Origin of the sequence: Clostridium algidicarnis (assembly GCF_000703125.1) — a bacterium.
Taxonomy (GTDB): domain Bacteria; phylum Bacillota; class Clostridia; order Clostridiales; family Clostridiaceae; genus Clostridium_L; species Clostridium_L algidicarnis.
The window spans coordinates 801,052-816,517 of the sequence record NZ_JNLN01000001.1 but is presented as its reverse complement, the minus strand read 5'-3'; the positions used below and the strand labels follow the sequence as shown (position 1 = coordinate 816,517).

Annotated in this window: 12 protein-coding genes; all 12 read left to right on the top strand. The window is 30.5% G+C overall.

Translation table 11 applies throughout. From position 1 onward, the window contains the following. Positions 1–121: 121 nt before the first annotated feature. The 12 genes from purR to BV55_RS0104060 all read left to right on the top strand — a co-directional run bounded on the left by purR (position 122) and on the right by BV55_RS0104060 (position 15,463). Entirely contained in the window at positions 122–937 is an 816-nt protein-coding gene (purR, locus tag BV55_RS0104115) for a pur operon repressor (protein ID WP_029451507.1), read from the top strand. A 103-nt stretch (positions 938–1,040) separates the two neighbouring features. After that, positions 1,041–1,358 carry a septation regulator SpoVG gene (gene spoVG / locus BV55_RS0104110; protein ID WP_029451506.1) on the top strand — a complete coding sequence of 106 codons (318 nt, stop codon included), beginning with the start codon at positions 1,041–1,043 and terminating at the stop codon, positions 1,356–1,358. Positions 1,359–1,543: 185 nt separating this feature from the next. Beyond that, positions 1,544–2,911, top strand: coding sequence for a bifunctional UDP-N-acetylglucosamine diphosphorylase/glucosamine-1-phosphate N-acetyltransferase GlmU (gene glmU / locus BV55_RS0104105; RefSeq protein WP_029451505.1), 1,368 nt, complete (start codon positions 1,544–1,546; stop codon positions 2,909–2,911). A gap of 23 nt (positions 2,912–2,934) precedes the next feature. Next, positions 2,935–3,897, top strand: coding sequence for a ribose-phosphate diphosphokinase (locus BV55_RS0104100; RefSeq protein WP_029451504.1), 963 nt, complete (start codon positions 2,935–2,937; stop codon positions 3,895–3,897). A 172-nt stretch (positions 3,898–4,069) separates the two neighbouring features. Continuing rightward, positions 4,070–4,756 (top strand): response regulator transcription factor, encoded by a 687-nt coding sequence (locus BV55_RS0104095; protein ID WP_029451503.1) that lies wholly within the window; start codon positions 4,070–4,072, stop codon positions 4,754–4,756. A 3-nt stretch (positions 4,757–4,759) separates the two neighbouring features. Further along, the gene (locus BV55_RS0104090; protein WP_029451502.1) at positions 4,760–6,178 is read left to right on the top strand and encodes a sensor histidine kinase; all 1,419 of its coding nucleotides are present in this window, start codon (positions 4,760–4,762) and stop codon (positions 6,176–6,178) included. A 103-nt stretch (positions 6,179–6,281) separates the two neighbouring features. Further along, the gene (locus BV55_RS0104085; RefSeq protein WP_051652388.1) at positions 6,282–7,535 is read left to right on the top strand and encodes a S1C family serine protease; all 1,254 of its coding nucleotides are present in this window, start codon (positions 6,282–6,284) and stop codon (positions 7,533–7,535) included. 162 nt (positions 7,536–7,697) lie between these two features. Further along, positions 7,698–8,267 carry an aminoacyl-tRNA hydrolase gene (gene pth, locus BV55_RS0104080; protein WP_029451499.1) on the top strand — a complete coding sequence of 190 codons (570 nt, stop codon included), beginning with the start codon at positions 7,698–7,700 and terminating at the stop codon, positions 8,265–8,267. A gap of 31 nt (positions 8,268–8,298) precedes the next feature. Beyond that, positions 8,299–11,856 carry a transcription-repair coupling factor gene (gene mfd, locus BV55_RS0104075; protein ID WP_029451497.1) on the top strand — a complete coding sequence of 1,186 codons (3,558 nt, stop codon included), beginning with the start codon at positions 8,299–8,301 and terminating at the stop codon, positions 11,854–11,856. 115 nt (positions 11,857–11,971) lie between these two features. Beyond that, complete coding sequence (locus BV55_RS0104070) at positions 11,972–12,979, top strand: peptidylprolyl isomerase (RefSeq protein ID WP_029451495.1); 1,008 nt, start codon at positions 11,972–11,974, stop codon at positions 12,977–12,979. A 206-nt stretch (positions 12,980–13,185) separates the two neighbouring features. Further along, entirely contained in the window at positions 13,186–13,740 is a 555-nt protein-coding gene (spoVT, locus tag BV55_RS0104065) for a stage V sporulation protein T (protein ID WP_029451494.1), read from the top strand. 187 nt (positions 13,741–13,927) lie between these two features. Beyond that, complete coding sequence (locus BV55_RS0104060; protein ID WP_029451493.1) at positions 13,928–15,463, top strand: putative polysaccharide biosynthesis protein; 1,536 nt, start codon at positions 13,928–13,930, stop codon at positions 15,461–15,463. Positions 15,464–15,466: the final 3 nt, after the last annotated feature.

The window sequence follows — 15,466 nt, the reverse complement described above, 5'->3', positions numbered from 1 at the left end:
ACGATTAATTCAATTATTAGTTCAATAATAATTGAAATTAAACTTGTAATAGAATAGAATATGAATAATAAGATATTTTTTTAAAATATAGTTCGTAATATGTGAAATGATAGGTGATATAATGGATCGATTTAATAGAAATAATAGAATAGTTGCTATAACACAAATACTTTTAAACAATCCAAGTAGGGTGATAAGCCTTAATAATTTTTTAGAACCTTTAAATGCAGCTAAATCTTCTATAAGTGAAGATATAGTTATAATAAGGGAAACCATTGAAAGACTTGACCTAGGTAGAGTAGAAAGCATATCTGGGGCATCAGGAGGTATAAAGTATATACCTAAGATATCTAAAGAAGACACTAATAAATTTGTTCAAGATTTATGTAAAAACCTTAATTCAAAGGAGAGAATAGTGCCAGGAAACTTTATATATATCAATGATATAATGTTTAATCCTAAAATAGTATCTAAGGCCGCTACTATATTGTCTTCACTTTTTGAAGGACAGCAAATAGATCATGTGGTTACAGTGGAGACCAAGGGAATACCTTTAGCCTACGAGGTTTCAAAGAACCTTGGAGTAGAGCTTATAATTGTTAGACGAGATACAAAGGTTACAGAGGGTCCCACAGTTAGTATTAATTATGTGTCAGGATCTAGTGGAAGGATACAAAACATGTCGCTTTCTAAAAAGTCTTTAAAAAAAGGGAGTAAGTGTATTTTTATAGATGATTTTATGAAGGGTGGGGGAACTGCAAAGGGAATAATGGATCTTTTAAAAGAATTTGAAAGTGAACTTCTTGGAATAGGGGTTTTAATTGACAACATACAATCAGACAAGAAAGTAATAAAAGAGTACTTCTCTATTATAGAGTTTTTAGGTATAGATGAGGATGAAAGTGTATTATTAAAGCCCTCTAATTTTATTAAATAGCAAATTTTCAAAAGATTTATAAAACTTTCTCGTAAAAAAGAAGGAAAAAGAAAATATATATAGAAATATATAGATTATAAAGCATCTTTGGAGGTGGGGTTTAATGGAAATTACAGACGTTAGGATTAGAAAAATCGCAGCAGAGGGCAAAATGAAAGCAATTGTTTCTATAACTTTTGACAATGAATTTGTAGTTCATGATATAAAAGTGATAGAAGGACAAAATGGACTTTTCATAGCAATGCCAAGTAGGAAGACTCCTGATGGAGAGTTTAAGGACATAGCTCATCCAATAAATACACAAACTAGAGAAAAGATACAACAATCAATCTTAAGTGAATATGAAAAGGTAAAAAGTGAAGAGCCAAGAGAGCCTAAACATGAGGTTAAAGAATCGGAAGTTGATACTGAAGTTGAATAAAAAGTAAAAAGGAGATTTCTCCTTTTTATTTTTTTGAATTTTCTTATAAATACAATAAATCATTTCGGTGTTGAAAATAATGTTTTTATAAAATATAATGAAAAGGATGAACTTTTTATTAAGATGCTTTTTTTTTATAATAGAATACTCTAAATTGCTCTTATATAACATAAAGAGGTGATAAAATGTATAAATGTGCTATAATATTAGCGGCTGGTAAAGGGAAAAGGATGAAATCTGACTTACCTAAGGTTTTACATAAAGTATGTGGTAAAGAGATGGTAAATCATGTAATTGATACTATGAGAGCATCTGATTTAAACGATATAAATATTGTTGTAGGAAATGGATCAGATGAGGTAAAAGAAAGTACAAAATTTATAGATGTTACTTATTCTTTTCAAAATGAGCAATTAGGAACAGGTCATGCAATAATGTGTGCTAAAGAATTCTTAAAACATAAAAAAGGAATAGTTGCTATATTTAATGGTGATGTTCCACTTATGAGAGAAGATACAGTTAGAAGGCTTATAGATACACATGAACATAATGGGTATCAGTGCACTGTAGCAACCTCAATTTTAGAAGAACCAACCGGTTACGGAAGGATAATTAGAAAAGACGGGCTTGTGGACAAAATCGTAGAACATAAAGATTGTAATAAAGAACAGCTTAATACTAAAGAAATAAATGCAGGAATTTATTGTTTCGATATAGAAAGCCTTGTAAAAAGCTTAGATAAACTTACAAATAATAACGCTCAGGGAGAATACTATCTGACAGACATTATAGAAATTCTTAAAGATGATGGTAAAACAGTAGGTGCTATGGTTGTGGACTATGAAGAAACTATGGGAGTTAACTCAAGGGTTGATCTTGCTGAAGTTGAAAAGATATTAAGAAATAGGATAAATAAAAAGCATTTAGAAAATGGAGTTACATTTATAAATCCAGAAAACACCTATATAGGTTCGGATGTACAAATAGGAAGGGATACTATAATCTATCCAAATAATACAATAGAAGGTAAAACCGTTATAAAAGAAAACTGTATAATTCATTCAAATTGTAGAATTAAAGATAGCACTATAGAAAGTGGAGTGTCTGTAGACAATTCAGTAATACTAGAAAGCATTGTTGGCGAAAATACTACAGTAGGACCCTTTGCATATATAAGACCTGAAACTACAATAGGAAGACATGCAAGGATTGGAGATTTTGTTGAGATTAAAAAATCTACCATAGGCGACAACACTAAAGTGTCACATTTAACTTATATAGGTGATGCAGAAGTTGGCGAAAGTTGTAATTTTGGCTGCGGAACAGTAGTTGTAAATTATGATGGAAAAGGAAAGTACAAGACTAAAATAGGCAATAATGCTTTTATTGGATGCAATAGTAATCTAGTATCCCCAGTAGAGGTAGATGACAATACATATATAGCAGCAGGATCAACTATAACAGATCATGTTACAGAAGGAAGCCTTGCTATAGCGAGAGCTAGACAAAAAAACATTGAGGGCTGGGTAGATAAAAAAGGTATGAAAAAATAAAGAAAACCTAAGGAGGATTCAAAATGATAACCCACGGAAAAACGATTAAGATATTTAGTGGAAATGCAAATCCAAAACTTGCAAAAGATATTTCAGATATATTAGGAATACCATTAGGAGATGCAAAAGTAGGTACATTTAGTGATGGAGAAATATCTGTAGATATTAATGAAACTGTAAGAGGTGTAGATGTCTTTGTAGTTCAATCTACAAATTCACCCGTAAATAACAATTTAATGGAACTTCTAATAATGGTAGATGCATTTAAAAGAGCATCGGCAGGAAGAATAACTGCTGTTATTCCTTATTATGGGTATGCAAGGCAAGATAGAAAAGCAAAGTCTAGAGATCCAATAACAGCAAAATTAGTAGCTGATTTAATAACAGCGGCTGGTGCAGATAGAGTACTTACTATGGACTTACATGCTTCACAAATACAAGGGTATTTCGATATTCCACTTGATCATCTTTTAGGAGTACCTATACTTTCAAAGTATTTTGAAGATAAAGGATTTAGGGAAGATGAGGATGTAGTATTAGTGTCTCCAGACTTAGGTAGCGTTACAAGAACTAGAAAGTTTGCAGATAGGCTACAAGCACCTATGGCTATAATTGATAAGAGAAGACCTAAGGCAAATGTGTCTGAAATTATGAATATAATAGGTGATGTTAGAGGAAAAACTGCTATTTTAGTAGATGATATGATAGATACTGCAGGTACCATTGTAAATGCAGCAAATGCATTAAAAGATTTAGGTGCAAAAGAAGTATATGCTTGCTGTACTCATGGAGTTCTTTCAGGACCAGCATTTGAGCGAATAAATAATTCAGCAATAAAAGAGCTAGTTATTCTTAATACTATTCATGTTCCAGTGGGTGAAAACTCTGAAAAAATTACATCTCTTTCTGTAGCACCAATTTTTGCAGAAGCTATAAGAAGAATTTATGATGATGTTCCTCTTAGTATATTATTTGAGGAAGATTAATAACATATAAAATAGAGCATAATAACCTTTTTAAAAAGGTTATTATGCTCTATTTTTATTTACTAGTAAATTATTTGTAACTTTTTTGTGTAAAGTAGTATTTAAATAGTATTTTGTGATAGATTAATATATAGTTATAATTATGCTAAATTATATTGAGGGGGTTTGAAATATGGAAGGAACTATAGGAAAGGTCCTTATAGTAGATGATGATGAGAATATATGTGAAGTTATAAAGATGTATCTACAAAACTCAGGATATGATACAAGGTTGTCTCATGATGGGAAAAGTGCACAGGAGGCATTTTTAAATTATAAGCCTGATATTGTACTTTTAGATATAATGATTCCACATATGGATGGAATAGACGTTTTAAAGTGGATAAGAAAAGAAAATGAAACCCCTGTAATAATGCTTACAGCTAAGGGGGATACCTTCGATAAGGTATTAGGGCTTGAACTAGGAGCAGATGATTATATTGTAAAACCATTTGAACCTAAAGAACTTATAGCAAGGGTTAAAGCAGTAATGAGGAGATATAATTCAGATAATGGAAGTAGAGAGACATTAACATTTCCTGAATTAGTAATAGATATTAATTCTTATACTGTAGTATATAAAGATGAAGATATAAAAATGCCACCTAAAGAATTTGAATTGTTACATTATCTTGCAAATAATAAGAACAGGGTATTTACAAGGGAGCAGCTCCTTTGCGAGGTTTGGGGATATGATTATCCTGGAGATTCAAGAACCGTTGATGTTCATATAAAAAGATTAAGAGAAAAGCTTCATGGCGGGCCTAATTGGCAACTAGAAACTGTTTGGGGTGTTGGATATAAATTTGAGGTGAAATAAATGATTAAAAATAGCCTTGTGTCCAAAATGATAGCAGCATTTACCTTTATTGTAGCAATTATGTTTATCCTAGTTGCTACAATCCTTTCATTTTGGTTTGAAAACTATTATTTTGAGCAAAGAAAAAATCAATTAGATATGCAAGGAGACAGAATTGCAACATCTGCAGTAAATAGTTTAGGAGATAAAAGTACTCTATCAGTAACTAAACTAGAAAACGAGATGAGCTTTATAGGGGACTTACTAAACTCAGATATATTGATAGCCGATAGTTTGGGTTATGTTTACGCGGTTTCTAATGTTAAATATAAAGATATAGTAGCAAATAGTTTAGATTTAAAGGAAATGGATGAATTAAGATTTGGGAAAACTATAGAAAAAAAAGGTACCTATGAAAATATAGTAGATAAACCCTCTTATATTTATATGAAACCTATATTTTCTGGAGATAGTTTTAGAGGCGTAATATTAATGTATACCCCAATAGAACAAATAAAGGCTCCTATAAAAAAGGTTTATTCAATAATATGGTTAGGTGCTATATTTTCTGTGATTACAACTAGTATAATAATATATTATTTTTCTCAAAAGATAATAATAAAACCTTTATCTAAAATAAATTCTGTAGCGAGAAAGATTTCTAAAGGCGAGGTAGAAAAGCGCGTTATTATAGATTCTAATGATGAAATTGGAGAGCTTGCAGAATCCTTTAATACTATGGCAGATTCGCTAGAAAAGGTAGAGAAAAATAGGAGGGACTTTATGTCCAACGTTTCACATGAACTTAGATCCCCAATAACATCTATAAAGGGGTTTATTGGAGGAATACTAGATGGTGTGATACCTAAAGACAAAGAAAATCATTATCTTCAAATAGCATATGATGAGGTTCAAAGACTAACGAGACTTGTAAATGACCTTTTAGATTTAGCAGCTATGGAATCAGGAAAGTTTTCTTTACGAGTAACAGAAATTGATATAAATGAAATTATAAAATTATGCATTATAAAATTTGAACCTAAAATCAATGATAAGAAATTAAAAGTTGATGTGTTATTGCAGGATGAACATTTGTATGTTGAAGGAGATAGAGATAGACTTATTCAAGTTTTAACTAATCTTATAGATAATTCTATAAAATATGTACCTGATGGCGGTAACATAAAATTATCGACTAAGATAAAAGGAGATAAGCTTCTTGTATCTGTATTTAATGATGGACCTAATATTGAGGAAAATGAGTTAAGAAGGATATGGGATAGATTTTATAAATCTGACAAGGCAAGGACATCTAAAATCAGTACAGGATTAGGCTTGCCCATAGCTAGAAATATATTATCACAACTAGGAGAAGACATATGGGTAGAAAATAAAGCAAAGGATCAAGGAGTAACATTTATTTTCACACTAACTAGGGTATAGTAAAATTAAAGTAAACATAAAAATATAATTGAAACATAATATTTTGTTCATACTTAATTTAAAAGATTTAAGTATAATTACTTAAGGGTATAGGAGGTGCTTTATGGACAAGAAAAAAAAGCTGAATAAAGGCGCAATTTTAAATCGCGATTTAAAGCTAAAAAATGAACACCTATTAGAGGAAAGCTGCAATCAACATGGCGAGATAAATATAAGACAAAACAAAAGAAGAAAAAGGTTAGAAAGTCTTTGTAAAGGTGTTTTAGTGGTATCTGTTGCGGCTATTTCTGGAGCTATAACTGCCTCCTATATAATTGAAAAGAAATATAATAACATGGTTGATAATAGGAATAATAGTTCAGTTATTTATTCTAATAAGCAACAGATACCAAAGGATGATAAAATAAAAGAGTTGGTACCTAAAAATGATATAAATAAGGTTGTAGAAGGTTTAAGTGGTATTATAGTAGGGGTTAGTAGTAATCCTGAAAGTTTTCTTCAAAATGATATAACCTCAAATATGGGGTCAGGCATAATAATCGATAAGGATGGATATATTGTTACTAATTCTTTTTTATTAGAGGACACAGAAATTGTATATGTTAAGCTATCAAGCTATGGATCGAAACCAATTGAAGCTAAGATAATAGGTAAAGATAAGGCTTCAGATTTGGCTGTGATAAAAGTAGATTTAGAGAATCTTCCTTATGCTCGATTTGGTGATTCTGAAAAGGTGAGAGTAGGAGATTTAGCTATTGCTGTAGGCAATCCTTTAGGTGAAGATATGGCAGACACTGTAACTATGGGTATTGTAAGTGTGATTAATAAAAAGATTGATTTTTTAGATCCTAATACCGGGGAAAAAAGACTTTATAAAATAGTAAAAACAGATGCCAGTATAAATAGCTATAATACTGGAGGAGCATTATGTAATTCCATAGGTGAAATTGTAGGAATAAATAGCTTGAAACTTACCGCTAAATACGCTTCAGAGGGTATAGGGATTTCAATACCTTCAAATGAGGTTAAAAATATAGTAGAGTCTTTGACTAATTATGGCAGAGTTAAAAAACCACATTTAGGTTTTATAGGTCAAACTATAGTTAGAAATAATTCATCCAATACTCAAGGTATAGAGGGAGTTTATGTAAGAGAAGTTACACAAGGAGAAACTCTTTTTAATGCAGGTGTTGGGCCTACAGATATAATTGTAGGATTAGATAATAAAGAAATTAAAAGGATGGAAGATATACAAATCATAGTAGATGAACATAAAATAGGGGATACTATAAACTGTAAGATTTGGAGAGAAGGAAGTGTGTTAGAACTTAGCATAATACTTACAGAAAAACAATAGATGGTTTTATAACCTTTTCAAATAATAAAGGGACTTTAAAGTCTCTTTATTATTTCTGTTTTAATATATTATATAATAACTTTTGTTGTATAATATATTAAAGCAGAATTAAAATCTGAAAATATATATGTAATCATATAAAGACAAATGGAGGAAATATTAATGCATTTGATAGTAGGACTAGGCAATCCAGGTAAGGAATACGAAGATACAAGACACAATGTTGGTTTTAACTTTATAGATAATTTATCTGTAAAGTATAATATTTCATTAAACAGGATAAAATTTAAAGGAGTATACGGAGAAGGTTTTATACAAGGTGAAAAATGCATATTGTTAAAACCTAGCACATATATGAATCTTAGTGGAGAGAGTGTTAGAGAAATAGTGAACTTTTATAAGATTGATAGTAATGATATTATAATTGTATATGATGATATAAGTATAGAAATAGGAAGAATGAGAATAAGAACCAAAGGTAGCGCAGGAGGTCACAATGGGATAAAGAGCATTATATCTAACTTAGGTACAGATGAATTCCCTAGAATAAAGATTGGTGTTGGGTGTCCTAAAGGAGACCTTATTTCTCATGTATTAGGTAAATTTTCTAAAGAAGATAAAATATTAATAGATAATACAATAAAAGCTTCAACAGAAGCTATAGAATTAATAGTAAAAGAAAACTTATATGAATCTATGAATAAATTCAATGGGTTTATTGCAGATAAATAAAGGGTTTATGTTTTAAGGGGTGTTATTAAGTATGAGATTTAATGGTTTATTAGAGCCTTTAAGGCAAAGCAAAGAATTTTTAAATATAAAGAAAAGTATGGAGGAAAAAAGATATCCTATATCTTTATATGGAATATCTGAGTCATCAAAGGCTTATATAATCGATGCTATATATGAAGAGGAAAAGAAAAAGAACTTTTTTATAATAAGTCATAGCGATTTAGAGGCTAAAAATATGTATGAAGATTTATCTTTGTATATTCCAGAAATATATTACTTTCCTACAAAGGAGGTTGTTTTCTACAATATAGATGCAGTATCAGGAGACCTTAGATGGGAAAGGTTAAAGGTTATAAAAGAGATGATAAGTGACAATAAGAAGGTAATTGTTACCTCTGTAGAAGCTTTATCATCAAAGTACACTCCTGTAGAATTATATAAAAAATACAATTTAAAATACAAAGTGGGAGATGTATTAAATACAAAACAATTAACAGAGAAGCTAATTCAATCAGGATATGAAAGAATGCAACTTATAGATGGAAAAGGACAATTTTCTGTAAGAGGAGGGATATTAGATATTTATCCACCCATAAGCTCTACTCCTTTTAGGATAGAGCTTTTCGGAGATGAAATTGATTCAATAAGAAGCTTTAATGTAGAATCACAAAGAAGTATAGAAAAGGTTGATGAAATAGAGATATTTCCAGCCAAAGAAATGATATTAAATAGTGATGAAATCCAAAAAGGATATAATTTAATAAAAGAAGACCTTGAAAATTTTATAAGTAACCATAAAGGAAAAGAGCATAAGGAAATGGTTAATAAGTTAAAAGGTATGGTTAATTCTAATTTAGAATCTTTAAAGGAAAGTTGGAACTTTGAAACCATTGATAGTTACTTGCCATATTTTTTTAATAAGCCATCTAGTTTTTTTGATTTTATGGAGGATGGAATAATTATAATAGATGATATTCAAAGATCTATTGGAAAATTAGAAAGTATATACTATGAGTTTGAAGAAAATTATAAATCCTTCTTAGAAAGAGGAGATATACTTCCAAGACAAGGAAGCCTTTTGATATCTAAAGAAAATATAATTGATCAGTTAGGGTCAAAAGAAACATTAACATTAAATTCTATTGTAAAATCTAACAATTATCTAAAACCAAGAACAGTAGAAAGTTTTTCAGAGATAACTTTAACAAGTTATGGTGGTAAATTAGACTTATTGATTGGAGATATAAAAGATAAAAAGAGTAAGGGATATAAGATTGTAATACTCTCAGGAACAAGGCCTAGGGGAGAAAGATTAGTAGAGGCTTTGAGAGATAAGGGTATTGAAAGTTCATATAAAGATATAGTGTCAAAGATTGAATATGGTGAAGTTGTTGTTACCTTTGGTAATCAAATTAAAGGATTTGAGTATCCGGAGCTTAAGGTATGTTTAATTTCGGATAGAGAAGTTTTTGGTGAAGCTAAGCGAAAAACAAAGAAAAAAGCCCCTAATAAAAAGGGAGTAGGAAAACTAAAAAGCTTTTCCGAATTAAATTTAGGCGATTATGTTGTTCATGTAAATCATGGAATAGGTGTATATAAAGGAATAAAACAAATAGAAGTTCAAGGGCATATAAAGGATTATTTAGATATAAGTTATGATAAAGAAGATAAGTTATATGTTCCCGTAGAACAACTAGATATGGTTCAAAAATATATAGGCAGCGAGGGAAAGGCTCCAAGAGTAAGCAAGCTTGGAGGAACTGAATGGACTAAGGCTAAGAATAAGGTAAGAACCTCCATAAATGAAATAGCACAAGATTTGGTTAAGTTATATGCCGAAAGATCTAAATTAAAAGGATATAAATATTCAAAAGATACAGTTTGGCAAAAGCAATTTGAAGAAGAATTTGAATATGAAGAAACCCCGGATCAACTTACTTCTTTGCAAGAAATAAAACGGGATATGGAATCTGGAAAGCCAATGGATAGACTTTTGTGCGGAGATGTAGGTTATGGAAAGACAGAAGTTGCTATGAGAGCGGCATTTAAAGCAATCATGGATGGAAAGCAAGTAGCCTTTTTAGTTCCAACTACCATTCTTGCAGATCAACATTTTAAAAATATGGTAAAGAGATTTTCCGATTTCCCAATCAATATTGATATGGTAAGTAGATTTAGATCCTCAGCTGAGCAGAAGGCTACATTAGCAGCATTGAAACAAGGTAATGTAGATTTATTAATAGGAACTCATAGGTTAATATCAAAAGATGTTGAATTTAAAGACCTAGGCCTTCTTGTAGTTGATGAAGAACAAAGATTTGGAGTAACTCACAAGGAAAAGATGAAAAAGATGAAAAAAAATATAGATGTACTAACATTAAGTGCTACACCTATACCTAGAACACTTCATATGTCGCTTACAGGGGTAAGAGACATAAGCGTCATAGAAACACCTCCACAAGAGCGCTACCCTATTCAAACTTACGTAGTAGAGTATAATGAACAGCTTATAAGAGATGCTGTATTACGTGAAGTAAATAGAAAGGGCCAAGTTTATTTTGTTTACAACAGGGTAGAGGACATTAAAAATATGGCTGGGTACCTACAAAAACTGCTTCCTGAAGTTAAAATGGCAGTAGCTCATGGACAAATGACCGAAAGAGAGTTAGAAAAGGTAATGATAGGCTTTATGAGTGGTGAAATAGATATGATTATATGTACCACTATAATAGAAACAGGCATGGATATTCAAAATGTAAACACAATGATTGTTTATGATTCAGATAAAATGGGTCTTTCCCAGCTCTATCAATTAAGAGGTCGGGTAGGAAGAAGTAATAGGATAGCATATTCTTACTTTACTTATAAAAAAGATAAAATATTAACAGAAGTCGCAGAAAAAAGATTGAAAGCTTTAAAGGAGTTTACAGCTCTTGGATCAGGATTTAAAATTGCAATGAGAGATTTAGAGATAAGAGGAGCTGGGAACATGATGGGATCTTCTCAACATGGACATATGGCAGCTATAGGGTATGATCTTTACTGTAGAATGTTAGAGGAAACAATAAGTTTTATTAAAGATGAAATAGATAAAGAGCCTGTAGAGACAACCATAGATTTAAAAGTAGATGCATATATACCTAATAATTATATAGAAAATGAGATGCAAAAAATAGGAATATATAAAAAAATAGCTTCTATTGATAATAAAGATGATGTTTATGACATAATGGAAGAATTAGAAGATAGATTTTCAGATATAGTACAGCCAGTAAATAACCTTATAAACATTTCATATATAAGAAGTCTTGGAAAGATTTTAAAGATAGAAGATATAAAAGAAAAGGATGAAGAGGTTATATATCAGTTTGATAAAAAAGAAAATTTAAATGAAGAGTTAATAAAAGGTTTAATGAGTAAGTATAACAAAAAAATTATATTTAAATTTGGAGAAAAACCAGCATTTTCATATAAACTTTCAATGGTTAAACGTGAAGATATGCTAGAAGAATTTAAAAGTCTTTTAGAATACATGGTAAGCATAAAGAAAGATATATCTCAAAAGGCAGAAATTACAGACAAGAAATAGAAAAATGGAACATTATTTATTTTTAAAACATATCTAAATATTAATTGAATTTACATTGAATTACTGATAGAATCAGAAATATGCACAAGATTAAAAAGAGAGCGGAGGAATAATAGTGAAGAATATAAAGAAGATGATAACTATGGCTATTATAACTGTAGTTACATTAACAGCAGCGGGATGTAATATGATAGAAAAGACACCGGAAGCTATGGCTAAAAGCCCAGTAGCAAAGGTAGGAAACAAAAAGATTACTAAAGGTGATTTAGATAAGAAAATGCTTCCTTATGATCAAATGATAATTCAACAATTTGGAGAGGATTATAAAAGTAATCCAGAGGCTGTGGAAGGAGTAAATAATCTTAGAGCTCAAATGGTAGATCAATTAGTTGCTCTTGAAGTATTTACAAAAAAAGGCGATGAACTTAAGATTTTACCAACAACAGAAGAAATGGATGCGGAAGTTGAAAAAAGATTAGTTGATATGAAAACTATGTTTGGAAATGATGATGCAAAGTTCGAAGAGGCTATGAAAGCTCAAGGTCTTACTTTAGAAGAGCTGAAAGAATTTATAAAGGAAGACACCACAATGACTAAAATGCATGAATATATAGTAAAAGATGTTGTAGTAAGTGAAGAAGATTCAAAAGCATATTATGAAGAAAATAAAGAAAAGTTATACACACAAAAGCCAGGAGCTAATGCATCTCATATATTAGTAAAAGATGAGGAAACTGCAAAACTAATAAAATCGAAAATAGATGCAGGCGAAGACTTTGCTGCACTTGCTAAAGAATATGGAACTGATGGAACCAAAGATTCTGGTGGACAACTACCTTTTATAGAATATGATACTGAAGGGTATGACCCAGACTTTGTAAAAGGATTTAAAGATCTTAAAGAAGGAGAAGTATCAGATCCTGTACAATCTCAATTTGGATATCATATAATTAAGGTTTCAGGAGTTAAGGATACGCCTGAGGTGGTAGGGTTTGAGGTAGTTAAACAACAAATTACTGAAGAAGTATTAAAGACAAAACAAAAAGAAACCTTTGACAATACATTGAAGGATTGGGAAAAGGAACTTAAAGTTAAAAGATATGAAGAGAATATAAATATATAAATAAGATAAAGATAAAAGCTATAAGAAGGTTATGACACCTTTTTATAGCTTTTACTTTTTTGCCGATGAAGTTAGATTTGGCCATTACTTTTGTTAAATTAGCCATATCGAAATAAAAATCTACAATAGTGTATAAAATTACATATGTTGATAGATAATAATAATGCAATAAATTAATAGTAATAAACAAGTGAGGAGGAAAATAAATGAAAGCTACTGGAATAGTTAGACGTATAGATGATCTTGGAAGAGTGGTTATACCTAAAGAGATAAGAAGGACATTAAGGATTAGAGAAGGTGATCCTTTAGAGATATTTACGGACAGAGAAGGTGGAGTTATATTAAAAAAATATTCTCCTATAGGAGAACTAGGTGACTTTTCTAAAGAATATGCAGATTCTTTGCAACAATCAATAGGTAATATAATATTGATATGTGATAGAGATGAGTTTATATCAGTTAGTGGAACCCCTAAAAAAGATTATATGGAAAAGAAAATTAGCGGAGAGTTAGAGAAGGTTATGGAAGAAAGAAGAACTATATTATTGTCAAAAGAAAAAGATGATTTGATTGCGGTTTATAATGAAGAGGAGCCTTCAGAAAAGTATTATGCACAGGTTATATCTCCAGTATTAGCAGAAGGAGATGCAATAGGAGCAGTTATTATTCTTTCCAAAGAGGAACAACAAAAATTGGGTGAATTAGAAATTAAAATCGCTGAAACTGCATCTTCCTTCTTGGGTAAACAAATGGAGCAGTAATTAAATTTAATATAACTCCTATAATTATTTACCACAGCATTAAAATTATTGACATAAAAACAATAACATATTCAACATATTATTGTTTTTAATAAGAGTGAAATTAATAAATAAGTTTTAGTAATAATACTTCAAATCTTAAAATAGAGATAATTAGTAAACTATTTCTAAGATTTGGAGGTATCACATGAAAAAACACTCACTTATTAAGGGTACTATAATACTTGGACTTGCAGGAATTGTATCTAAGTTTTTAGGATTATTTTTTAGATGGCCTCTTATAATGTTAATAGGGGATGAAGGAATAGGATATTATCAAATGTCCTATCCTCTTTATACCTTTTTTATAGCCTTAGCCTCGGGAGTGCCAATAGCTATATCTAAATTAGTTTCTGAAAAAAATGCTTTAGGTGACAAAGAAGGCATAATGAAGGTTCTTAAAGAATCTTTCATATTGATGATTTTTATGGGATTTGGTAGCACTGCTTTGCTTCTTATATTTTCTAAACATATAATAAGTTATTTACAGTGGAGCGAAAAGTCATATTATTCCCTTATTGCAATATCTATAGCACCTTCATTTATAGCTATAATGAGTGTACTTAGAGGTTTTTTCCAAGGACTACAAAATATGAAACCAACAGCTGTATCGCAAATTATTGAGCAGCTAGGTAGAGTGATAGTAGGAGTTGGACTTGCTGTTTTGTTATTACCTTATGGAGTAGAATATGCGGCGGGAGGAGCTGCTATTGGGGCATCGGCAGGAGGGCTTTTTGGAGGCATTTATTTAACAATAAAGTATATAAGAATAAAAATGCCAATAAGGCTATTTAAATTAAAAAAGGATGAAAAGGTTCTAGAAAGCTTACTTAGAATTTCAATCCCGCTATCACTTGGTGCTACAGTTGCAACTATAATGGGACTTATAGATTCTATTTTAGTGCCTAAAAAGTTGCTAGAAGCTGGACTCACATCTAAAGAGGCCACAATACTTTATGGTCAGTTAACAGGGAAAGCTAATGTGTTAGTAAATGTTCCTTTAACACTTTGTGTTGCGTTGTGTTCTGCAATAATTCCAATTATTGCAGAGGCGTATATATTAAGAAGAAAAAATGACATTATAAATAAGGTGGAGGTTGCAATTAAGATATCATCTGTAATTGCAATTCCATCTATGTTAGGACTCATGTTTTTAGCAAAGCCTATAATGACACTTATATTTCCGAATTACGGGGAAGGATATAATATACTAAAGTACTTAGCCTTATCCATACCAGCTACAGCATTAGCTCAAATAAGTACCGCCATCCTACAGGGGACAGGACATTATTTCAAACCTATCATAAACCTTTTCGTAGGGTGCGTGTTCAAGGTAATAATAACTTTATTTATGGTTCCTTTGCCACTTTTCAATATTTATGGTGCTGTTATAGGAACCATAGTTGCATATACACTAGCAGCCTATCTCAATATGAAGGATGTAAGAAAAAAGCTAAATATAAGCATAGATTATTATAATACGACTATAAAACCATCTTATGCATCTGTTATAATGATAATAGCGGTGATTATAAGTTATAATAAAGCTATTATTTATACTGGTAGCAATGGTATAGCTTGCATTGTATCCATACTTCTAGGTATTATTATATATATAATTTTAGTGATTGCTTTTGGAGTATTTAAATATAACTATATAAAAGATAGATTTTTAAGGAGATAGGGG

Excerpts from the sequence above, each read along its gene's own strand:
- spoVT (WP_029451494.1), top strand. The coding sequence starts at position 13,186 with ATGAAAGCTACTGGAATAGTTAGACGTATAGATGATCTTGGAAGAGTG.
- BV55_RS0104085 (WP_051652388.1), top strand. The coding sequence starts at position 6,282 with ATGGACAAGAAAAAAAAGCTGAATAAAGGCGCAATTTTAAATCGCGAT.
- BV55_RS0104095 (WP_029451503.1), top strand. The coding sequence starts at position 4,070 with ATGGAAGGAACTATAGGAAAGGTCCTTATAGTAGATGATGATGAGAAT.
- spoVG (WP_029451506.1), top strand. The coding sequence starts at position 1,041 with ATGGAAATTACAGACGTTAGGATTAGAAAAATCGCAGCAGAGGGCAAA.
- purR (WP_029451507.1), top strand. The coding sequence starts at position 122 with ATGGATCGATTTAATAGAAATAATAGAATAGTTGCTATAACACAAATA.
- mfd (WP_029451497.1), top strand. The coding sequence starts at position 8,299 with ATGAGATTTAATGGTTTATTAGAGCCTTTAAGGCAAAGCAAAGAATTT.
- BV55_RS0104100 (WP_029451504.1), top strand. The coding sequence starts at position 2,935 with ATGATAACCCACGGAAAAACGATTAAGATATTTAGTGGAAATGCAAAT.
- pth (WP_029451499.1), top strand. The coding sequence starts at position 7,698 with ATGCATTTGATAGTAGGACTAGGCAATCCAGGTAAGGAATACGAAGAT.
- glmU (WP_029451505.1), top strand. The coding sequence starts at position 1,544 with ATGTATAAATGTGCTATAATATTAGCGGCTGGTAAAGGGAAAAGGATG.
- BV55_RS0104060 (WP_029451493.1), top strand. The coding sequence starts at position 13,928 with ATGAAAAAACACTCACTTATTAAGGGTACTATAATACTTGGACTTGCA.